At 73.1% G+C, this 21,851-nt stretch carries 14 protein-coding genes; 10 read left to right on the top strand and 4 right to left on the bottom strand.

The window, feature by feature from the left end; genetic code table 11:
* Nucleotides 1–86: 86 nt before the first annotated feature.
* The gene (locus AB0L45_RS34205; protein WP_365847032.1) at nt 87–3,005 is read left to right on the top strand and encodes an FG-GAP-like repeat-containing protein; all 2,919 of its coding nucleotides are present in this window, start codon (nt 87–89) and stop codon (nt 3,003–3,005) included.
* 165 nt (nt 3,006–3,170) lie between these two features.
* On the opposite strand, the gene AB0L45_RS34200 is transcribed toward AB0L45_RS34205, so the two are convergent.
* Both AB0L45_RS34200 and AB0L45_RS34195 read right to left on the bottom strand, forming a co-directional pair.
* The gene (locus AB0L45_RS34200; RefSeq protein ID WP_365847030.1) at nt 3,171–3,821 is read right to left on the bottom strand and encodes a response regulator transcription factor; all 651 of its coding nucleotides are present in this window, start codon (nt 3,819–3,821) and stop codon (nt 3,171–3,173) included.
* On the bottom strand, nt 3,818–4,969 hold the full coding sequence (locus AB0L45_RS34195) for a sensor histidine kinase (protein ID WP_365847028.1): 1,152 nt from the start codon (nt 4,967–4,969) through the stop codon (nt 3,818–3,820). Before AB0L45_RS34195 ends, AB0L45_RS34200 begins: the two co-directional genes overlap by 4 nt.
* A gap of 297 nt (nt 4,970–5,266) precedes the next feature.
* On the opposite strand from AB0L45_RS34195, the gene AB0L45_RS34190 reads away from it, so the two are divergent.
* Nucleotides 5,267–5,911 (top strand): hypothetical protein, encoded by a 645-nt coding sequence (locus AB0L45_RS34190; RefSeq protein WP_365847026.1) that lies wholly within the window; start codon nt 5,267–5,269, stop codon nt 5,909–5,911.
* Between the two features lie 50 nt (nt 5,912–5,961).
* Here the strand turns inward: AB0L45_RS34190 and AB0L45_RS34185 are convergent, their stop codons facing one another.
* Nucleotides 5,962–7,749 (bottom strand): ABC transporter ATP-binding protein, encoded by a 1,788-nt coding sequence (locus AB0L45_RS34185; protein WP_365847024.1) that lies wholly within the window; start codon nt 7,747–7,749, stop codon nt 5,962–5,964.
* Nucleotides 7,746–9,872 (bottom strand): glycosyltransferase, encoded by a 2,127-nt coding sequence (locus tag AB0L45_RS34180; protein WP_365847022.1) that lies wholly within the window; start codon nt 9,870–9,872, stop codon nt 7,746–7,748. The genes AB0L45_RS34185 and AB0L45_RS34180 overlap by 4 nt, the downstream gene beginning before the upstream one ends.
* Before the next feature lie 553 nt (nt 9,873–10,425).
* Here AB0L45_RS34180 and AB0L45_RS34175 point away from each other — a divergent pair.
* From AB0L45_RS34175 to asnB, 8 genes are all read left to right on the top strand, one after another.
* Nucleotides 10,426–11,085 carry a response regulator transcription factor gene (locus tag AB0L45_RS34175; protein WP_365847046.1) on the top strand — a complete coding sequence of 220 codons (660 nt, stop codon included), beginning with the start codon at nt 10,426–10,428 and terminating at the stop codon, nt 11,083–11,085.
* On the top strand, nt 11,079–12,200 hold the full coding sequence (locus tag AB0L45_RS34170; protein ID WP_365847020.1) for a histidine kinase: 1,122 nt from the start codon (nt 11,079–11,081) through the stop codon (nt 12,198–12,200). The genes AB0L45_RS34175 and AB0L45_RS34170 overlap by 7 nt, the downstream gene beginning before the upstream one ends.
* Before the next feature lie 537 nt (nt 12,201–12,737).
* On the top strand, nt 12,738–14,216 hold the full coding sequence (locus AB0L45_RS34165) for a sugar transferase (protein ID WP_365847019.1): 1,479 nt from the start codon (nt 12,738–12,740) through the stop codon (nt 14,214–14,216).
* 82 nt (nt 14,217–14,298) lie between these two features.
* On the top strand, nt 14,299–15,636 hold the full coding sequence (locus AB0L45_RS34160; RefSeq protein WP_365847017.1) for a nucleotide sugar dehydrogenase: 1,338 nt from the start codon (nt 14,299–14,301) through the stop codon (nt 15,634–15,636).
* Between the two features lie 4 nt (nt 15,637–15,640).
* Nucleotides 15,641–16,903, top strand: coding sequence for a glycosyltransferase family 4 protein (locus tag AB0L45_RS34155; protein WP_365847015.1), 1,263 nt, complete (start codon nt 15,641–15,643; stop codon nt 16,901–16,903).
* On the top strand, nt 16,893–18,287 hold the full coding sequence (locus tag AB0L45_RS34150; protein WP_365847013.1) for a Wzz/FepE/Etk N-terminal domain-containing protein: 1,395 nt from the start codon (nt 16,893–16,895) through the stop codon (nt 18,285–18,287). The genes AB0L45_RS34155 and AB0L45_RS34150 overlap by 11 nt, the downstream gene beginning before the upstream one ends.
* Complete coding sequence (locus tag AB0L45_RS34145; RefSeq protein ID WP_365847011.1) at nt 18,284–19,915, top strand: Wzz/FepE/Etk N-terminal domain-containing protein; 1,632 nt, start codon at nt 18,284–18,286, stop codon at nt 19,913–19,915. The genes AB0L45_RS34150 and AB0L45_RS34145 overlap by 4 nt, the downstream gene beginning before the upstream one ends.
* Nucleotides 19,916–19,918: 3 nt before the next feature.
* The gene (gene asnB / locus AB0L45_RS34140; RefSeq protein WP_365847009.1) at nt 19,919–21,847 is read left to right on the top strand and encodes an asparagine synthase (glutamine-hydrolyzing); all 1,929 of its coding nucleotides are present in this window, start codon (nt 19,919–19,921) and stop codon (nt 21,845–21,847) included.
* Nucleotides 21,848–21,851 lie beyond the last annotated feature (4 nt).

The raw sequence follows: 21,851 nt of genomic DNA, 5'->3' as shown, positions 1-21,851 counted from the left end.
CCTCGAAAGGGAAAAGTGTGATACTGACGAGCGGTCGTCTCAGACCCCGTAGAGCTTTACGCGCCCGAGCGAGCGCCCTGGCGTTCGTGGTCGGCGTCGGCACCCTGTCCCTGGCCCCGCCGGCCGGAGCGGCCGGTGTCCCTTCCGCCTCCGAAGCCGCCCGCACCCCGGCCGGCCCGGCCGAGTCGCCCGCCACCGAGGCAGGCGCACTGGCCCTGGCACGCGGCAGCGGCGAACCCGTAGAAGTCACTGCGCTGCGGACCGAGACCCAGGAGGTGGTCGCCAACCCGTCCGGCACCTTCACCCTCACCCAGCACGCCAGTCCCGTACGGGCGCGCAAGGACGGGAAGCTGGTGCCCGTCGACGCGACGCTGGAGCACGTCGGCGACCGGATCAGGCCAAAGGCCACGACACTGGACGTCGCTTTCTCGGCGGGCGGCGACAAGGCCCTGGCCACCCTGTCCGAGCAGGGCCGTTCGCTGGCCCTGGAGTGGCCCGACAAGCTCCCGGTCCCGGTCCTGGACGGCAACGAGGCCACCTACGCGGAGGTGTTCCCGGGCGTCGACCTCAAAGTGCGCGCCGAGACGGAGACCATGTCCCAGCTCCTCGTCGTCAAGACCGCGGAAGCCGCCCGGAACCCCGAACTCAAGCGGCTGAGCCTGGGCTTGAAGGAACACGGGCTGACCGTCCAGGAAGACCCCGGGTCCGGTACGCTCCGCGCCGTCAACTCCGCCGGCCAGGAAGTGTTCTCCTCCGCGACTCCCCGCATGTGGGACTCCTCGGCGCCCGCCGCCTCCGGCGCCCGCCGCGCGAGCGCCGCCGCCCCGGCCGGGCCCACGGACGCGGGTAGCGCCGAACCCGGTGGGAAACAGGCCGACGTCGGTCTGGACTACTCGGGCGGGGTCCTGACCCTGACGCCGGACCAGGGCGTACTCAACGGGCACGACACCACCTACCCCGTCTACATCGACCCCACGTTCGGCGGCAAACGCCAGGCGTGGACCATCGCCTACAAGCCCGCACCCAGCACCTCCTTCTGGAACGGTGCGGGCTGGAGCGGCAAGAGCACCTCCGAGGCCCGGATCGGCCACGAGAGCAGCGGCGGCGGCACGGCCCGCTCGTTCTTCGAGATGAATTCCAGGGGCCTGGCCGGAGTCGACGTGGTCTCGGCCCAGTTCACCATCGTCAACGTCCACTCGTGGTCCTGCACGCCCTACCCCGTCGAGCTGTGGGACACCGGGACGATCTCCCCCCGCACGACGTGGAACCAGCAGCCCGACTGGATCCGGCTCATCCAGACCCTGAACTTCTCCCACGGCAACGACGCATACGGCTGCGGGGACCGCGGCGTGGACTTCGACGTGACCTCGATGGCCAAGGACGCGGCCAAGCGGAAGTGGGCCACCATGACGCTCGGCCTGCGGGTGCCCAAGCAGTACGAGGACCGCGGAGATCCGTACGCCTGGAAGAAGTTCAACAGCAACCCGAAGCTGATCGTCGAGTACAACCGGGCCCCCGGCAAGCCCACCGGCTACGGCAGCAATCCGCACGTACCGTGCCAGGCCACGCCGTACCCGAAGATCGGCAACACCGACGTCCAGCTCTATGCGAAGATCACCGACCCGGACGGCGGCACGCTCAGGGCGCACTTCCAGATGTGGCCCACCGGCAGTACCGACGGCAACATCTTCGACAGGACGGTGAACGTCACCAGCGGCAGCATCGCCAAGGTGACCGTGCCCAGGAGCACCTTCAAGGACGGCACCTCCTACTCCTGGCAGGTCGCCGCGCAGGACGGCCGGTCGACCACCGCCATGACGCCCGAACCGCCGTGCCGGTTCACCGTCGACAAGACCCGCCCGAGCACCCCGCCCGCGGTCAGCTCCCCGGAGTTCCCCAACGGTGACGACGGCACCCACGGCGCCCCGGCCAGAACCACCGGCACCTTCACCCTCGCCGGCAACGGCGCCAAGGACGTGGTCCGGTACGTCTACGGGCTCGACCGGAAGAACCCGACCACCAAAGCCAGCCCCGCAGCCCCCGGCGGCAGCGTGCAGGTCGAGCTCACCCCGGCGCATGCCGGTCCGCACGTGCTGTACGTCTACAGCGAGGACGCCGCGGGCAACCGCTCCGACACGGGGGCCTACCTCTTCTACGCCTCCGGCACCGGCATCAAGGACAAACCCGGTGACCTCAACGGCGACGGCACCCCGGACCTGTGGGCCGTGGACACCGACAGCAAGCTGCGCATGTACCCCGGCAACGGTGACGGCGGCCACTTCGGCACGCCGTTGACCGCGGCCGACTCCGGGTTCGAGAACGCCCTGATCACCCGCCGCGGCGACTACACCAACGACGGTTACGAGGACCTTGTCGCCCGGCACGCCGACGGCAGACTGTGGGTGTACGCCAACACGGGCTTCGGTGAGATCGACACCGAGAACGCCCAGGAGTTCACCCAGTTCGTCCCCGAGCTGGACCCGACCAAGATCACTCAGATCACCTCCCTGGGAGACATCACCGGCGACGACTACCCGGACCTGCTCGCCCGCGTCGGCGACGGTCTGTGGTTCCTGGCCGGCCACCCCAAGGGCTACGTCGAGGACGCCTATCCGCTGGCGGAGACCGGCTGGGGCCGCCGCGACCTCGTGGCCCCCGGTGACCTGACCGGTGACGGCCGGCCGGACCTGCTCGTCCGCGACGACACGACCGGCCAGGTCCTGCTGCACCACGGCGCGGCGGACGCGGCCTCGGGCGGCACCGATCCCGTGAGCCTGGTGAACGGCACCACGAGCGTCTACGGCTCCGGCAACTGGTGGCGGACCAAGCGGCCGCTGCTGGCAGCCCCCGGGGACGCGAACGGCGACAAGCTCACGGACCTGTGGGCGACCACCGACGAGGACACCGGCACGCTGCTGTACTACCCCGCCAAGGGCACCGTGCACGACACCCCGGTCCTGGTCGGAAACGGCAACTGGCGGGCCCTCATCAAAGCCGTCACCTGACCGGCGCGCACACCGCACACGGCCGGCACCCTGCGCCTCCGGGAGGGGGCGCCGGCCGCTTGCCGCCGGAGCAGCAGGCGTCACCCATGGGGTCCGACGGGTGTGACTCCCGGGCCTCGGTTCTGCGGGCCGGCGTCCGGCTCGGCGGGCCGCCGCGGTCGGCCCTCACAGCAGCCCCATGTCCCGCGCCCGTAGCGCCGCCTGCGTGCGGTCGCGCAGGGCGAGGCGGCTGAGGATGCGGGAGATGTGGTTCTTCACGGTGCCTTCGCTGAGGTAGAGCTGGGCGGCGATCTCCCGGTTGGTGCTGCCTCGGGCCACGAGGCGCAGGATGTCGATCTCGCGTGGGCTGAGGGCGACGGCCGGCTCGGTGCCGGGGCCCGGGGCGGGGAGGCCGGCGGCGAGGTGGCGGGTCACGGAGGCGTCGAGCTGGGTGACGCCCGCGTGCGCGAGGCGGACCGCGTGGGCGAGTTCGTCGGCGGGCAGGTCCTTGAGCAGGTAGCCGCAGGCGCCCGCGCGCAGCGCCTGGACGACGTACTCCTCGTCGTCGAACGTCGTCAGCATCACCGCCCGGCACTCCGGTGCCTCGCGGCGCAGTACGGCGACCGCCTCGACGCCGTCCATCCCCGGCATCCGGACGTCCATCAGGGCGACGTCCGGGCGCAGTTCGAGCACCTTCGCGACGGCTTCGCGGCCGTCCACCGCCGTGCCGACGACCGTGATGCCCGGCCGGATGGACAGCAGCGACGCGATGCCGTCCCGGATGAGCCGCTGGTCGTCCACGACGAGTACGCGGACCGGTGCCGTCTCCTCGCTCATGGCACGCCTTTCCCGCCGCGGCCGCGCGGCACCGTCACCGTCAGCCGGGCCCCGGCACCCGGGCCGCTGTCGATGCGTACGCTCCCGCCCACCAGATGCACCCGCTCCCGCATCCCGAGCAGTCCGAACCCGGTGGTGGACGCGCCCGGGGTGAAGCCGCGGCCGTCGTCGGACACCACGAGGCGTGCCGCGTCCGCCGTCAGCCGGACCGCCACCGTCACCCGTGAGGCCCGCGCGTGGCGGCGCGCGTTGGTCACACCTTCCTGTGCGGCCCGGTAAAGGGCGGTCAGCTGCGCCGGTCCGTAGCCGTTCTCCGAGCCGTCGACCTGCACGGCGACCTGGGGTCCGGCCTCGTCGTCGCGGGCCAGTTCCGCGAGCAGGACGGTCAGCGGCTCGTGCGTCTCCTCGCCCCGCAGTGCCCGTACGGACTGCCGTACGTCGCTCAGCGCGCGCTTCACCGACAGCCGCGCCTCGTCGACCGCTCGCAGGGCGGAGTCGGGCTCCAGCGCCCGGAATTCGGACGCGATCTCCAACTGTACGGACACGGCGGTGAGATGGTGCCCGAGGCTGTCGTGGATGTCCCGCGCGAGACGGTTGCGCTCGGCCGCGGCGGACAGTTCGGCGACCTGCGCGGCGTACTGCTCCAGGGCGCGCCGTCCCCGCTGCTCGCCGATGGCGACGGCCGCCATGGAGAGGGCGAGGATCAGGCCGACGCAGAGCATCAGCAGGTCGGACACGCGTTCCACGTCACGGTTCCAGGCGGGCGTGGTCACCATGTATCCGGCGAGGAGCCCGGCCACGCACAGTGCCGCGAGCGCGAGTGCGGTGCCGCGTCCGAAAGCGAAGTAGGCGGTGAACGGCAGGAGGACGAACAGGACCTGGGCCAGCCCGGACGCGTCGAGGGCGACGACCACCGCGATCAGGCCGCCCCGCGCGAGGAGCGGCAGCCACGCCCGGGCCAGGACCCCACGCCGCTCCGCCGCCTCCAAGGCGCCCAGCGCCGCGAGCCCCGCGGCGAACCCGGCCGTGCGCCAGAGGGGCGGCCCGGGGCCGGGGGCGAGGTCCGCCACCGCGTAGTAGAGGCCGCCGGCCAGCACCGCGGCGTACAGCAGGGGCGACACCCACGGCACCGGTACGTACGCCGTCATGGGCCCACCCCCTCCTGCGTGCCGCCCAGGCTAGGCGGGCAGCCGCCAGGGGACGAGGGTGCGGGGCCGCCACAGGCGGATGTGGCCGGGCGGCACGTGCCGGACGGCCGTACGGCGACGGCGGGTCGGGTGACTTCCGGCTGCGGGTCTCGCCGCTCCGCACCTGCCGCGACGGCTTGCTTCTCCTTAGCGTTCTGGGCCCCGGCCCTGACGTTCCGGGCCGGGTCCGCCCTTAGGGCGCTGCTGACACGGAGACCCATCAGTAACGCCCTAGGCCCAGCCCCAGAGGAGCGCCCCATGCCCACCACCCTGTCCGACCGGGCCGCCCGCATCGGCGCCCTGGCCGGCACGCTGGCCGGTCTGCTCGTCGGCCTGCCCGCGTTGGCCGAGATCTTCACCGGGGAAACGACGACGACCAGCTTCTTCCTCGCCCTGTCCCCCGCGTTCGCGCTGCCGTTGCTGACCGCGCTGCACCGGCGCCAGAGCGCGGTCACCGGCCACTTCGGGGAGACGGCCTACGTCGTCAACCTCATCGGCCTCGGCCTGTTCGGCGGCGCCGCGTTCGCCGCGAACCTCGTGCTGTTCCCCCTCGACGACGCGGCCGTCGACAGGGCGCTGTCGGGCCCGGCGGGCCCCGCGCTGATCGGCTCCGCGGCCGTCTTCGCCGTGGGCTGCGCCCTGTTCGGGGCGGCCATGCTCCGCGCCCGGGTGTTCCCGCGGCTCCCGTCATGGACGTACGCGACCGCCCTCCCCCTCTTCGCGTTCCTGACCGCCCTGCCCGACTCCGCGCTCACCAGCACCCTGCACATCGTGGCCGGCGCCACCTTGGTCTGCCTGGCGTCCGCCCTGTGGGAGTCCACCAGGCCGGCGACCCTGCGGAAGCGCAGCCTCACCAGCGGCCGCCGCCCTGTCGGCAGCGAAGCGCCCATGGACCAAGGGTGAGGAAGGCCCGAGGCCGGCCGGTGCCGTACTCGTCCGCTTGCTCCGCCGCCTCACCCTGCCGGACCCAGGAACTGGGTGGCCGCCAGCCGGGCGTACAGCTCGTCCTGGCCGAGCAGTTCCGTATGGGTGCCCACGGCCCGTACCCGTCCCGCCTCCATCACGACGATCCGGTCGGCGTGGATCACCGTGGAGAGGCGGTGGGCCACCACGAGCACGGTGGTCTCCCGGGCGGCCTGCGTGATGACGTCGCGTACCGCGAGTTCGTTGACGGCGTCGAGCTGCGAGGTCGCCTCGTCCAGGAGCAGCAGCCGGGGCTTGCGCAGCAGGGCGCGGGCGAGGGCGATGCGCTGCCGCTCGCCGCCGGACAGCATCGTGCCGCGGTGTCCGACCTGGGTGTCCAGGCCCTCCGGGAGGCGGTCGACGAGGGTGTCCAGCTTCGCCCGGCGCAGGACGTCCCGGATCTCCTCGCCGGTCGCGCCGGGTGCCGCGTAGACCAGGTTCTGGCGCAGGGTTCCGGCCAGGACCGGGGCGTCCTGCTCCACGTACCCGATGGCGTCCCGCAGGTCCGGCAGGGACCGGTCCCGGACGTCCTTGCCGTCGATCAGGACCCGGCCTCCGGTCGGCTCGTAGAAGCGCTCGATCAGCGCGAACACGGTCGACTTGCCCGCGCCGGAGGGACCGACGAGAGCCGTCATGCCGGGGCCCGGGACCTCGAAGTCGACCTGGTGGTGGACGGGCTCAAGGCCCTCCCGATAGCGGAAACTCACGTTCTCGAAGCGGACCGACGCCGGGCCTTCGGCCACCGCCGGTGGCCCGGTCCGCCCGGGGTGGTCCCGTTCCAGGGGTTCCGTCGCGAGCCGCTCCACCTGGGCGATGCGGGCGACGGCCGCTGATCCCTGCTGGTACTTGGAGACCGCCTCGGTCAGCCGGTCCACCGGCTCGATGACGTAGAAGAGGTAGAGCAGGAAGGCGACCAGGGTGGACACGGGGATCGCGCCGGAGGCCACGCGGGCTCCGCCGACCCCGAGCACCGCCAGGAACGACAGCTGCACGGCCAGCCCGACCGCTGCCTCCGCGACCGCCTCCCACTTCGCGCTCGTCACGCCGTGCCGCCAGGCGCGCCGCATCGCCGCGTCGGCGGTCGCGGTCTCGCGCTGTTCGGCACCGGACGCCTTGACCGTCCGCAGCGCGCCGAACATCCGCTCAAGGACGGTGGAGATCTCTCCGACCGCCTCCTGCGAGCGTTCGGTGGCCCGCGCGATCCTGGGCATGATCAGGGCGACGGCTCCGCCGGTCAGCGCGATGACCCCGAGGGTGACGCCCAGCAGGACGGCGTCCATGAGCGCCATCATGGCGACGGCCGCGGCCAGGGTCACGGCGCCGGTGGCGCCGTTGACGATCGCCTGGGTGGTGACGGCGCGCAGGAGCGTGGTGTCGGAGGTGACCCGGGACATCAGGTCGCCCGGCTGGGTGCGTTCGGCCTCCGGGAGGCGCAGCCGCAGCAGGCGCCCGACGAGGGTGCGGCGGGCGGCCAGGACGACCGATTCCGCGGTGCGTTCGAGCGTGTAGACGCCGAGGGCGGCGAGCGCCGTGCCCACCACCACGAGCGCGGTCAGGGCCAGGAGGATCCCGGTGACGGTCCCGCCGGAGGCCAGCCGGTCCACGAGGACCTTCGTGGCCACGGGCTGCAGCAGCCCGCTCGCGGCACCGGCCAGGGTGAGCAGGCCGGCGAGCGCGACGGTCTTCCGGTGCGGCCGGAAGTGGGCGTACAGCGCCCTGAACGTCTCCGGGGCGGTCAGGCGTGCGGAGTCGGCGGCCGACGGGTCGGTCGCGGTCATGCTCGGGTCCTTCGGTCGTCCGGTCGGCCGGTCCTTGCGGTCGTGGCGCTGAGCAGCAGGTCGTGCTCGCGCGTCAGGCGGGGGCGGAACAGGAGTTCGCCCTCGGGCGCGGCATAGCTGACCGCCGGGAACTGGCGGATGTGCCGGTGGTCCACGAGGTCGCCCGTCACCATGCCCAGTCGGATCCGCGGCCCGCCGCCGTACGCGGTCAGGAACAGCTCCCAGAGCGCCTCTCCCCCGGGGTGCTTTCCGGCCACCAGGGAGACCGGCACGCCGATGGCGAAGTGGCCGTCCTGGTCCACCCGGCACGGGGTTGCGAAGACCCGGTCGGGCGCGCCGCGCAACCGGGCCTGGAACCGGTAGTGGTGAGCGCGCGCTCGCCACCCGAGGAGCTGCCCCGTCAGCCGGATCACCTCGTCCTCGACGTCGAACGTCACGACCTCCGCGTGTCCGGGCCGGTGCCAGGCGCGCAGGGCGAGCCCTCCACCCGGCGTCGGGTACGGAAGCCAGGTCTTGATGCCCTCCCGCCATGAGGCGAGCCGCTGCGCCGGTTCCAGAAGGTGTGCGGTCTCGATCAGTCCGGCCCGGACGGGGTGTGCGGCGCTGCCGTCGGACCGGGCCAGGAGTACGTCCCAGTCGCCCTCGGCGAGTTCGCACACGCGCTTGTCGAGGGTGAGGCGCAGGTACGGGGCACCGTCCGCGGCACCGCGTTCGACCGGCAGGTGGACGGGCTCGGCACGGTCGGGGTCGCGCGGCCGCAGGACGAGGTTCCAGGCCCCGGGCCCGAGGTGCTGTGCGGGCAGGGTGAAGACGAGGGAGCCGTCCGCCGTCACCCGGCAGGCCACGGCGGGGGGCGACGGGGCGCGCCGTAGGGGGCCGAGGCGGCGGGCGAGCAGCCGCACCCGGCGCCGCCACCGGGTACCGCCGACGGCGTTCCGGAACGGGCGGCCCCCGGCCGGGGCGAGCGCGGGGGCGCAGGCGGTGAACAGCGCCTCGTACTGTGCGGCGATGCGCTCGGGCCGGAAGCGCTCGGCGGTGCGGCGGGCTGTCCCGGCCATCCGCCGGCGCTCGGCCTCGTTCTCGATCAGGTGGCGGAGCGCGTCGGCCAGCGTGTCCTGGAAGGGTCCGTGGTCCATGACGAGGAGCCCGTCCTCGCCGGGCGTGATGATCTCGCGGGGGGCGTGGCCGCAGTCGGTGCTCACCACCGGCAGTCCGCAGCTCATGGCCTCCACGATGGACATGCCGGACGGTTCGGCGCCGCTGCCGGACACCACGGCGATGGCGCCCTTGGCCCACTCCGGGCCCATGGGGGCACCCGCGCCCATGACCAGGACGTGGTCGTGCAGGCCGAGTTCCGCGACGCGGCTCCGCAGCCGCTGCTGGTCCCTGCCGCCTGCGTAGACGCGCAGGCTCCAGTCCGGGTGCACCGCGGCGACCTCGGCGAAGGCCTCCACGAGGCGGTCGTGGCGCTCCGCCGGTACCGGCCGGCCGGCTGCCAGGACGACTTTCGAGTTACCGGTGGAAGGCTCGGCGCCGGGGGCCGGAGAGCACACCGGGATGCTGGTGAGGCGCACCGGGGCGGCCGCGAGCGCGGTGCGGTGTGCGCGTGCGGCGGCCCGGGAGAAGGGCACGTAGGCGTCCAGCCGGGCGATGGCCGCCTCCAGTTCGCGGCGCAGCGCGGCACTGTGGGACGCGTGGGCCCGGTACTCCTGACCGATACGGAGGTAATCGGCGCGGCCGTGCTCGGCGAGGAGACACACCAGGTGCGGCTGGGTCGCCAGGACCACGTCGGCGTCGGTGCTGCGCAGGTGGGCGGCGAGCCGCTCCTCACTCAGTCTGCTGGGCGGGGTCGGACCGGCGTAGGCCGTGTCGTACGGGCACACGGTGCCGGGCAGCCACTGGCCGTCGGTGGCTCCCGCGTACTGCGGGGAGGAGGGGCGCAGGTCGACCAGCGTACGCACCGTCACCTCCGCGGCCGGCGGGAACGCCATCCGGTCCGCGGTCCGGTAGCAGGAGACGATCTCCACTTCGTGGTGTGCGGCGAGGGCGGTGGCGAGGCCGGCCGTGCCCCGGACCGCGGCGCCGGCCGTGCAGGCGTCGTGCAGCAGGAAGGTGATTCTCATCGGTCGCGCCGTTCCCTCAGCCGGCCAGCCCGGCCCGCAGCGCCACGGCGCGCTGGGCCAGGCCGGCGAAGAGATCGGGACGCAGGACCGCCAGCACGCACCCGGCCGCCACGACGCAGGCGATGACCAGGGCTTCCCGGCTGCCTCCGGCGTGCCCGCGCGGCGGGCGCCGGCCCGTCGCGCGCTTCTGGCGAGAGGCCGTGCCGCAAGCGGCCGGGACCGGCGCGTGGCCGGGTCGGCCGTTTCGGCAGGGGCGGCCGTGACGGCACGGTCGGCCGTGTCGGTTGTCGTCCATACGTCCAGGCTGATCGCCGGGCGGGGCCCCGCGTATCCGGCAGCCGGCCGGATCACATCCGCCGGTCGGCTGGTCCCGGCCCCCCGAACGGCTGGAACCGGTCCGCCGGGTGTCCGCACTCCACCCCGGCCGGGCCGCCCGCGCCCCCTGCCACACTTACCGTCGACGACAGGCGATCACCGCACCACAGGCGTGCGGACCGCTGACAACCATGCCGGCAGGCAGCGACAGTAAGGCGGACCGGGTGTGATCCGGGTAGTGGTGGTGGACGACGAGGCCCTGGTGCGCTCCGGATTCGAGCTGATCCTCAACGCCTGCGACGACCTGCAGGTCGTCGCGACCGCGGACGGCACCCACGCCACCGAGATCATCCGCCAGCACGCCCCCGACGTCGTCCTGCTGGACATCCGCATGCCCGACGTGGACGGCCTCAGCGTCCTGCGCGAGATCCAGACCCTGCCCACCCCGCCGCACGTGGCCATGCTGACCACCTTCGACACCGACGAATACATCCTGACCGCCCTGCGCTCGGGCGCCGCCGGCTTCCTGCTCAAGGACACCGAACCCGAACAGCTCGCCCACCTGGTCCGCACCCTGGCCGCCGGCGGCGTGGTGCTCTCCCCCAAGGCCTCGCGCGCCCTGCTGCGCAGCCACCCCGGGACCGGCGCTCCAAACGACGCGGAGGTGGCCCGGGTCGCCCAGCTCAGCGACCGCGAACGCGCCGTGCTCATCCTCATCGCCCAGGGCCTGTCCAACGCCGACATCGGCGCCCGCATCCACCTCAGCGCCGGCACCGTCAAGGACCACGTCAGCTCGATCCTGACCAAGCTGCGGGTCACCGGCCGCGTCCAGGCCGCCCTGCTCGCCGAACGCGCCGGCCTGCTCAACGACACCGCCTCCCAGGACCGGCCGTGGTGAGCAAGCCCCGGCCACGGTGGCGACGCGTACCGCCCTGGGCCGTCGATGCCTGCCTGGTGGTGCTGGCCGCCCTCGACGCCTGGATCAGCCTGCTGGACGAGGAGCACCCCGCCGTACTGGCCTGCGCCGCCGTCGGCTGCGCCGGACTGCTGCTGCGCCGGCGCTTCCCGCTGACCGTCTTCGTCCTGACGCTGCCCATGACGTTCTTCCTCGATGTCGCCTTCGCGCCGATCACCGCCCTGTACACGCTGGCCACCCACACCCGGAGCCGCCCCCTGCTGGCCGGCTGCGCCCTGCTCAACGCCACCGTCAGTGCCCTGGACCAACTGCCCGACACCTTCACCTCCGACCACGCCTGGACCCTGGTCCAGACCGTCTACACCCTGGCCACCGCCCTGGCCCCGGCCCTGTTCGGCCAGCTCGTCCAGGCCCGCCACGACATCGCCCGCCAGCTGCACCAGGTCGAAGAGGCCCGCGAACACGAACGCGCCCTGTACGCCCAGACCGTCCTGGCCCAGGAACGCGCCCAGCTCGCCCGCGAGATGCACGACGTCGTCTCCCACCAGGTCAGCCTCATCGCCGTACGGGCCGGAGCCCTTCAGGTCGCCGCCCCCGACCCCGACACCCGCGAGGCCGCCCACACCATCCGCTCCCTGAGCGTGGGCACCCTCGACGAGCTGCGCCACATGGTCACCCTGCTGCGCGCCTCCGGCGGCCGCACCACCGAACTCACCCCCCAGCCCACTCTGGCCGACCTGCACCACCTGGTCGCCACCAGCGGCATCGAGACGTCCCTGACCGGCGACCTCCCGTCCACCATCAGCACCACCGCCCAACGCACCGTCTACCGCACCGTCCAGGAGGCCCTCACCAACGTCCGCAAACACGCCCCCGGAGCCCACGCCGACGTCCACCTGTGGCACACCCCCACCCACTTCGGCGTCACCGTCACCAACACCGCGCCCACCCGCCCCCTGGTCGCCCTCCCCAGCTCCCGGCAAGGCCTCATCGGCCTGCACGAACGCGCCGACCTCCTCGACGGCACCCTCACCACCGGACCCACCCCGCACGGCGGATTCCGGATCGAACTCCGAGCCCCCCTGCAAGCCGACTGAGTCCACCCGGTAGCCGTACCCGGTGAACCGTCATCGCCCCAGCTCACACGGCGTGTCTGCGTAGTCGGGGTGCCATGGGTCGTGACCGGCCGGTGGAGCAAGTTCCGCAGCTTGAGCACAAATTGCACACATCCCCCTCTCCATACCGGTCCCGATGGTCTAGATTGACCGTGCTTCAGCCAATCGGGCACGAAGCAACCAAGAATGATCTTTAGGTCCGGCGCTACGCACAGCCAGCAGTCGCGTCCCCAGCGCCAGACGTGGGGGTGATCACTTCTCGGAGCCCGGGAGGGGGCGCCGGGTGCGGGGAGCACCCGGGGTTCCGACGGGATTCCACACGCCTTGACGGCCGGCCGGACACAGGAGTCCGGCGGCGCCGGTCGGGCTGCTCACACAGCGCTGGGACATGAGCGTTTCATGCGCGGGAGGCGGGGGCCTCCCGGGGGGAGGAACGGCGCAGCACGGGGGGCGGGGCCGCCCGTGGCGAGGAACGGTGTTGGGCGAGCACGTCGAACCACTGGCGACCGGGGGGGTCCTGTGCAACAGGGGGAATTAGTCAACCCGTTTCCGTCGGCGCGCGGGCGTCTGGCGAACGGGGCAAGCAGCCGGCTCGCGACCGACTGGGAGCAGCGGTACCGCCGTACCGTGATCACCAGCGATACCGTGGCCACCGCCTTCGTGGTGGCGGCGATCGGCCTCTTCTTCGGGGCCCGGGACGCGGCCAACTGGCATGAGAAATGGGGCATTCTCGCATTCGGCACCGAGCTGCTGGTGCTGGGAACGCTGACGGTGAGCCGGGCGTGGGCGCCGGCCGTACTCGGCCAGGGCGCCGAGGAGTTCCGCCGGCTCGGCCGCTCGCTGTTCACGGCGGCCGTCGTCCTGGCGCTCGGCGGCATCGCCCTCACCTCACGCAACATCAAACTCTGGATCTTCGTCGCGCTCCCCGCGGTCGCGCTCGTCACCATGACCGCGCGGTATCTGCTGCGCCTCTCGCTGCACCGGCAGCGCAAGGAGGGGCGGTGCCTGAGGCCGGTGCTCGCCGCGGGGAGCCTGGAGACCGTACGTGACCTGATCACCCGGGCCCGCAAGTTCCCGCACCTGGGCTGGCGGGTGGACGCGGTGTGCACGACGGACGGCCTCGGTCTCGACGGTGACCAGCTGGACGGCGTGCCGGTCGTCGGCCGGCTGGCGGACGTGGCCAACCACGTACGCCGGGACGGCTACCGCGTCGTGGCGGTCACACCGGACCCGCACTGGTCACCGGACCGGCTGCAGCGGCTGGCGTGGAACCTCGAAGGCAGCGACGCCGAGATGGTCGTGGCCCCCGTGCTGATGGAGGTGGCCGGACCGCGGCTGCACGTGGACGCGGTGCTCGGGATTCCGCTGCTGCGGGTCAGCATGCCGACGTTCACCGGGGGCCGCCGGGCGGTCAAGGGCGTCGTCGACCGGCTGGGCGCGGCGGTCCTGCTGGTGCTGTTCGCGCCGCTGATGGTGTGCGTCGGGCTGCTCGTGATGGCGGACAGCCGGGGCGGGGCGCTCTACCGCCAGCGCCGGGTCGGCAAGGACGGCCGCGAGTTCACCATCTTCAAGTTCCGCACCATGGTCGTCGGGGCCGACGCGGCACGCGCCGAGCTGGCCCACCGCAACGAGGGGGCGGGGCTGCTGTTCAAGCTCCGCCGGGATCCGCGGGTGACCCGGGTCGGAGCGGTGCTGCGCCGGTACTCGATCGACGAGCTGCCGCAGCTGCTCAACGTGCTCACCGGATCGATGTCGCTCGTCGGTCCGCGGCCCCCGTTGCCGGAGGAGTCCGCCGCGTACGGCCCGGACATCCGGCGGCGGTTGCTGGTCAAGCCCGGTCTCACCGGCCTGTGGCAGATCAGCGGACGCAGTGACCTGCCGTGGGAGGAGGCGGTCCGGCTGGACCTCAGGTACGTCGAGGACTGGTCGCTCGCCCTGGACGCGGTGATCTTGTGGAAGACGCTGCGTGCGGTGCTCTACGGGCAGGGGGCCTACTGATGCGCGGGGGGCTGTGGCGGGGCGGCCCCGCCGGCGTGCGGACCGCAGGCCGGGAGGGCCTGCCTGGGGGGAGGGACGGGAGATGAAGGTCAGCGTTTTCGGGCTCGGTTACGTGGGCTGCGTGTCGGCCGCGTGCCTGGCGAGCATGGGGCACGAGGTCGTCGGGGTGGACGTGAACCAGGTGAAGGTCGACCTGGTCAACGACGGCAAGGCTCCGGTGGTCGAGGAGCGGATCGGCGAGCTGATCGCCGAGGTCGTGCGGAGCGGAGCGTTACGCGCCACCGGTGACGTCCGTGAGGCGGTCCTGCACAGTGAGGTGTCGCTGGTCTGCGTGGGTACGCCGTCGGAGCCCAACGGCAGTCTGTGCACCACGTACTTGGAACGGGTCACCGAGCAGATCGGCGCGGTGCTGGCGGAGCGTGGCGGGCGGGGTGGGGGCAGCGGGCGGCACACCGTGGTGTTCCGCAGCACCATGCTGCCGGGCACCTGTCTGAACCTGCTGGTGCCGCTGCTGGAGAAGCAGGCCGGCGGCACGGCCGGGGTGGACTTCGGGGTCGCGGTCAACCCGGAGTTCCTGCGCGAGGGCACCAGCGTGCGGGACTTCTTCGACCCGCCCAAGACCGTCGTCGGCGAGCTCGGCCCGGCGAGCGGCGACGCGGTGCTGGCGCTGTACGACGGCCTGCCCGGCGAGGTGTTCCGGGTGCCGGTGCCGACGGCCGAGGCGATCAAGTACGCGGACAACGCGTTCCACGGCCTCAAGATCGGGTTCGCGAACGAGCTGGGCGCGGTGTGCCAGGCGCTCGGGGTGGACTCGCACCAGGTGATGGACGTCTTCCTGGCCGACCGCAAGCTGAACATCAGCCCCGCCTACCTGCGGCCCGGCTTCGCCTTCGGCGGCTCCTGCCTGCCCAAGGACCTGCGCAGCCTGGTCCACGCGGCCCAGCGGGCCGACGTCTCGGTGCCCATCCTCTCCCACGTACTGCCCTCCAACTCCGCGCACCTGCAACGGGCGGTGGAGCTGGTGGAGCGGACCGGAAAGCGCCGGGTGGGCCTGTTCGGGCTGTCCTTCAAACCCGGTACCGACGACCTCCGCGAGAGCCCGCTCGTCGAGCTGGCGGAGCGGCTCTTCGGCAAGGGGTACGACCTGAAGATCTACGACGCCAACGTGAGCCTGTCCCGGCTGATCGGCGCGAACCGCGAGTACATCGAGACCCGGCTGCCGCACCTCGCGCAGCTGCTCGCCGACTCCGTCGACGAGGTGCTGGAGCACGCCGAGGTGTGCCTGGTCGGCACCAGAGAGCCGGCCGTGCTCTCGGCGCTGCCCCACGGCGACGCCGGACCGGTACTGATCGACCTCATCCACCTTCCCGACGCCGACGCGCGCCGGGCCGAACCGGGGTACGTGGGCCTTGCTTGGTGATGCAATGAGCGGCGACCGGCCGGGCCGGAGCGCGCTGATCCTGGTGGAGAACCTGTCGGTGCCGTTCGACCGGCGGGTGTGGCAGGAGTGCACGACGCTGCGCGACGCGGGCTGGACGGTGCACGTCATCTGCCCGCAGGGCACCACGCGGGACACGGAGCCGGAGGCGGAGATCGACGGCGTGCGGATCCACCGCTACCCGTTGCGCGCGGCCACCGGAGGGCCGGCCGGCTACCTGCGGGAGTACGGCTCGGCCCTGTGGCACACGGCGCGGCTGGCCCGCAAGGTCGGCCCGGTCCATGTGGTGCACGCCTGCAACCCGCCCGACCTGCTGTTCCTTCCGGCGCTGCGGCTGAAGCGGCGCGGCGCGCGGTTCGTCTTCGACCAGCACGACCTGGTGCCGGAGCTGTACCTCTCCCGGTTCGGCCGCGGTGAGGACCTGCTCTACCGCGCCGTGTGCGCGCTGGAACGGCTGACCTACCGGACGGCGGACGTCGTACTGGCCACGAACGAGAGTTACCGGGACGTCGCGGTGCGCCGTGGCGGCAAGCGCCCGGAGGACGTCTTCGTGGTGCGCAGCGCGCCCCAGACCGAGCGGTTCCGACCTGTGCCCGCCGAGCCGGAGTTGAAGCGCGGCAAGCCGCATTTGCTGTGCTACCTCGGCGTCATGGGACCGCAGGACGGCGTCGACTACGCCTTGCGGGCCCTGGCGAAGCTGCGCGACGAGCTCGGGCGGACCGACTGGCACGCGGTGTTCGTCGGCGCCGGTGACGCCTTCGACGCGATGGTGGAGCTGTCCCGGCAGCTCGGGCTGTCCGGGCAGGTGGAGTTCACCGGGCGCATTCCGGACGCCGACCTGGTGCGCTACCTGTCCACCGCGGACGTGTGCCTGTCCCCCGACCCGTGCAATCCGCTCAACGACGTGTCGACCATGAACAAGGTCCTGGAATACATGGCGATGGGCCGGCCGATCGTCTCGTTCGACCTGCGGGAGGCGCGCGTCTCCGCCGGTGACGCCGCCGTCTACGCGTCCGAGGACGACGAGGCCGAGTTCGCCCGGCTCGTCGCGCTGCTGCTGGACGATCCGGAGAAGCGGGCCCACATGGGCAAGACCGGCCAGGAGCGGGTCAGCGGGCAGCTCTCCTGGCGCAACTCCCAGCAGGCGCTGCTCGCCGCCTACGCCGCTGCCTGCCGGACCGCACCGCGGCGCCGGCGGGCGCCCCGGTCCGTGGCCGGGCAGGGAGGTGGCCGCGCCGTTGAGCGATGAAACGATACGTCTGGTCACGATCGGGCGGATCCTCCGCCGGCGCGGGCGGCTGCTCGCCGTCCTCGCCGTGGTGGGCGCACTCGTGGGCTACGGCACCTCGCTGGTGCTGTTCCCGCCGCGGTACACGGCGTCGGCATCGGTGCTGCTGCCGGGGCAGTGGGAGGAGCGCGAACTGCTGACGCAGGCGCAGATCGCGGCCAGTTCGGCGGTGGTCGACCGCGCGGCCGCCGCGCTCGGCCGGCCGGGCGGCGACGAGCTGCGGGACCGGGTGAGCGCCACGGCCGCCGAGGGCAACATCATCAAGATCTCGGGTACGGCCGACACCCCGGAGCACGCGCAGCAGCTCTCCGACCAGGTGGCCCAGCAGTTCGTCACCTTCGCCGAGCGGATCGCGGGCGGCAGCGCCGACCCCGAAGCGGCCAAGGGCCCCGAGGCACTGCGGCAGAAGGTCGTGGAGACCAACCGCCGCATCACCGAGCTGGCCAACGCGGCGGACCCGGGGCGGACCGTGGAGAGCGTGCAGGCCCGTACCGCGCTCGAAAAGCTGCGCACCACGCTCCAGGAGGCCATGAAGAAGCTGGACGAGGCCGAGCGGGCGACCGGCAAGGCCGGCATGGTCGTCATGGGCCCGGCGGCCCGGCCGGCCGGGCAGGTCCCGCCGACGAGGGTGCAGCTCATCGTCGCCGGAGCGCTGCTGTTCCTCCTGCTCGCGGTCATCGGCCATCTCGCCGCCGCGCGGATGAGCCGCCGGCTGCACACCGAACCGGAGATCGCCGCGGCGCTGGGCTCGCCGCTGCTCGGCACCGTCGACGTACCGGGTGAACAGCGCGTGCACCGGGCGGAAGACCCGGGACCGCGGGCCCGGGTCCGCCGGCTGCTCGGCGCGGACACCCGGTGGGACCTGCCGGCCCCGCAGCGGTCCGGTGACGAGGCCGGCCGGCGGATCCGCTACCGGCGGGTGTGCGCCCGCCTCCGGGACCGGCTGCCGGCCCCCCGGCGGCTGCTGGTCGTCGTACCGGACGGCGACGAGATCGCCCGCCGGGCCGCCGAACAGCTCGTCGCCGAGGCCGGGGCCGAGCTGTCCGCCGGCTCGTCGAGCAGGGGCTGCCCCGTGCTGCGGGTGGTGGACATCCCGGTGTCCCGGCCGATGGTGCCGGACCGCGACACCGAGTCCGGCGCCCTGGTCGTGCTCAGCGCGGGCAGCTGGACGGCGGAGGAGCTGGCCGGCATCGCCCAGGCGTGTGCGGACGCCCGGCACGAGGTCGTCGGCGTCGTCGTCGCCGGCCCCGTGCAGGCCCGTCCGGCGCGGCCGGCCGGCCGCCGTCCGGAGAACGCCGCCTCGGCGTTCGCGGTCCGCGGCCATGCGACGGGAGGTTCAGGGTGACGACGAGCACGACGCCGGAACCGTCGGCGGCCGCTCCCCTGCTGGACCTCCAGGCCCTGGTGGCGGCGGTGCGCAGACGCCGGCGCCTCTGGAGCTCCCTGGCGCTGCTGGGGCTGCTGGTCGGCGCGGCGGTGGCCGTCCTGATGCCGCCGCCTCCGACCGCGGTGACCAAGGTGCTGGTCACGCACAAGGAGGACCAGCCCAACGACACCGGAACACTGATCCGCACCGATGTCGCGCTGCTGGGAACCACCCGGATCGCCGCCCAGGCCCTCCGAGCCCTCAAGTCCCCGGAGAAACCCGAGGACTTCTTGCAGGACTACCGGGGCACCGGCGTGACCAACAACCTGCTGCAGATCGACGTGACCGGTGACAGCGACGCGCAGGCGGTGGCCCGGGCCAAGGCGCTGGCCGACGCGTTCGTCGCGGACCACGTACGGCGGATGCGGGAGACCGCGCAGGCCGAGGCCAAGGCGCTGCACGACCAGCGGGACCGCATGCGGGACGAGCTCGCCCAGGTCAACAAGGCGATCGGCAACCGGTCACCGGACAGCGACCCGAAGGCGTCGGCGGGCCTGGAGTCCCTCTTCGCCCGCCGGGCCGAACTCACCTCGCGGATCACCGACTTCGACCAGCGGGCCGCGGAGGCGCGCACCGGCACGCCCCGGCTCGTCGCCGGCACGCAGATCGTGGACGCCCCGCGCGCGGTCACGCGCTCCCTGCCCAAGGCCATGGTCACCAAGGCCGGGATCGGGTGCGTCCTCGGGCTCGTCCTCGGGCTCGCGCTGGCCGCGGTCGGCACGGTGGTGGCGGACCGCCCCGTGCTGCGCCGGGAGATCGCCGCGAACCTGGGCGCCTCGGTCGTCGCGGAGCTGCCCCGCGCGCCCCGCCGGCCGGCCGGGCGGTGGCAGCGCCGGCGGACCCGTACGGCGTACGAGCGGCTCACCGCGACCCTGGTGCGCGCCGTGCGCGGCTCCGCGGAACCGGTGTCGCTGCTGGAACTGGGCTGTGCGCGCAGTACGAGCGTGATCGCCCTGAACGTCGCCGGAACCCTGGCGGCGGAGGGGCCGGTGGTCGTCATCGACGGTCTGCCCGGCCCGCAGCTCACCGACAGCCGCCAGGAGCCGGGCGGCGTGACCGTGGTCAGCGGCGAGCGTGCCGCGGCCGTGCGGCCGCAGGCGCGCCGGCTCGGCGTCGGCTCGGTCGCGCCCGGCACGGCGTGGACCGACCTGCGGCACCTCGGCACCCGGACCGTACTCGTCGTCCGTACCGGGCACGGCAGCGCCGCGTGGCTGCACACCGTCGCCCGGCAGCTCGCGGACCAGCGCATCCCGGTGATCGGGGTGGTGCTGATCGACCCCGATCCACGGGACCGTACGGACGGCACGCTGTGGGACGGCACGGCGCTGCGCGGCCCTTTTGAGCGACCGGCCCGGCAGCCCGGCGGGGGTACCTCCCCCGCCGTCGAGGCAGTGGGGGAAGGCCGGCCGCGGACCGAACGGCCGGCCCGGCAGCACGGCGGGGGTACCTCCCACGCCGTTCAGGCAGTGGGGGAAGCCCCGTTGCGGACGGACCGGCCGACGATGCCGGCCGCCCGGATCCCGGGCAGCGACCAGGAGGCACGGTAGGACATGTGCGGTATCGCAGGTACGTTCCGGTGGCCGGACGGGAAGGCCGTCACCGACCGGCTCACCGATGTCCTGGCCCACCGCGGGCCGGACGGGGCGGGCCGCTACAGCCACCCCGCCGGCGACGGCGAAGTGCACCTCGGGCACCGCCGGCTGGCCATCATCGACCTGTCGGAGACCGGCGCCCAGCCGATGGTCTCGGACGGCCTCGCCCTGACGTACAACGGTGAGCTGTACAACGCGCCGGAGCTGCGGGCCGAGCTGACGGCCGCCGGGGTGCGCTTCCGCGGCACCTCCGACACCGAGGTGCTGCTGGAGGCCTGGCGGCGCTGGGGCACCGGCTGCCTGCCCCGGCTGCGCGGCATGTTCGCGTTCGCGGTCTTCGACGAGCGGACCGGGGAGCTGGTGCTCGCCCGCGACCAGCTCGGCATCAAGCCGCTGTTCCTGCTCCGGCGCGGTGCGGGCCTGGTGTTCGCCTCCGAACTCAAGGCGCTCGCCGCGGTGACCGGCGGGTCGCTGGAGGTGGACCACGCGGCGCTGGTGGCCTCGCTGCTGTACTACTGGGTGCCGGACTCCCGGTGTGCGTTCCGCGAGGCGGAGAAGCTGCCGCCGGGGAGCTGGCTGCGGTGCCGGCCCGACGGCCGGGTGGAGCGCGGCCGGTACTGGAACCTGAAGGACGTCGCCGCCGAGGGCCGGGAACGGGCCCGGGCCGGTGAGCGGCCGGACCTGGCGGCCGTCGTCGAGGAGTCGACCCGGCAGCACCTGCTCTCCGACGTGCCCGTGGCGACCTTCCTCTCCGGCGGTCTCGACTCCAGCTATCTGACCGCGCTCGCGGCCCGCCACCAGCCCGGGATCTCCGCGTACACGATCGGTTTCCGTGCCGAGGACGCCAAGTTCGAGGCGATGCCGGACGACCTGCGCTACGCCCGGCAGGTGGCCGGGCGGTTCGGCGTCGACCTGCACGAGATCGAGATCGCCCCGAACGTCCTCGACCTGCTGCCGGAGATGACGTACCACCTGGACGAGCCGATCGGCGATCCCGCCGCGATCAACACGTACCTGATCTGCTCGGCCGCCCGGGAGGCCGGGGTCAAGGTGATGCTCTCGGGGATGGGCGCCGACGAGCTGTTCGCCGGGTACCGCAAGCACCTGGCCAACCTGCTCGCGCTGCGCTACCAGCGCGTCCCGCGGCCCCTGCGGCGCGGCCTGTCGGCGGCCGTGGACCGGCTGCCGGTCGCCACGTCCCGCCGCGGCTACCGGTCGGTGCGCTTCGCGAAGCGGTTCCTGTCCTTCGCCGACCTGCCGGAGGAGACCGCGTTCCGGCGCAGCTACACCATGTACGACCAGGACGAACTGCTCGCCCTGGTCGATCCGGACCTGGCCCCGGCGGTCGCGGACGTACTGACCGAGCACGCGGACGTCTACCAGGACAACGACCTCGACGACTTCGTCAACCGCATGTGCCTGGGTGACGCCCGGATGTTCCTGCCGGGCCTGAACCTCGCCTACACCGACCGGTCGAGCATGGCCGCCTCAACCGAGGTACGGGTGCCGTACGTGGACGTCGAGGTGGTCCGGGCGGCGTTCGCCGTACCCGGCTCCCGCAAGATCGTCGGACGGCAGGGCAAGGCCGTCCTGAAGGAGGCGGCCGCCTCGGTCCTGCCCAAGGAGATCGTGTACCGGCCCAAGGGCCTGTTCAGCGCCCCGCTGCGGGCCTGGATGAGCCGGGACCTGGCGCCGCTGGTACGCGAGGTGATCAATGACGGAGTGCTCGTCAGCTCCGGGATCCTGCGCCGCGACGCGCTGGCGCGGCTGGTCGCCGAGGACGCCGCCGGGCAGCGGGACTTCTCCAAGCATCTGTGGCACGTGCTGACCCTGGAGTACTGGTATCGCGGCGCGACCTCCGGCTCCGGCCGGAGCCAAGCGGCCTGACAGC

This window comes from Streptomyces sp. NPDC052496 (assembly GCF_040679095.1).
GTDB lineage: Bacteria > Actinomycetota > Actinomycetes > Streptomycetales > Streptomycetaceae > Streptomyces.
This window is presented reverse-complemented; position numbering and strand designations above follow the sequence as displayed.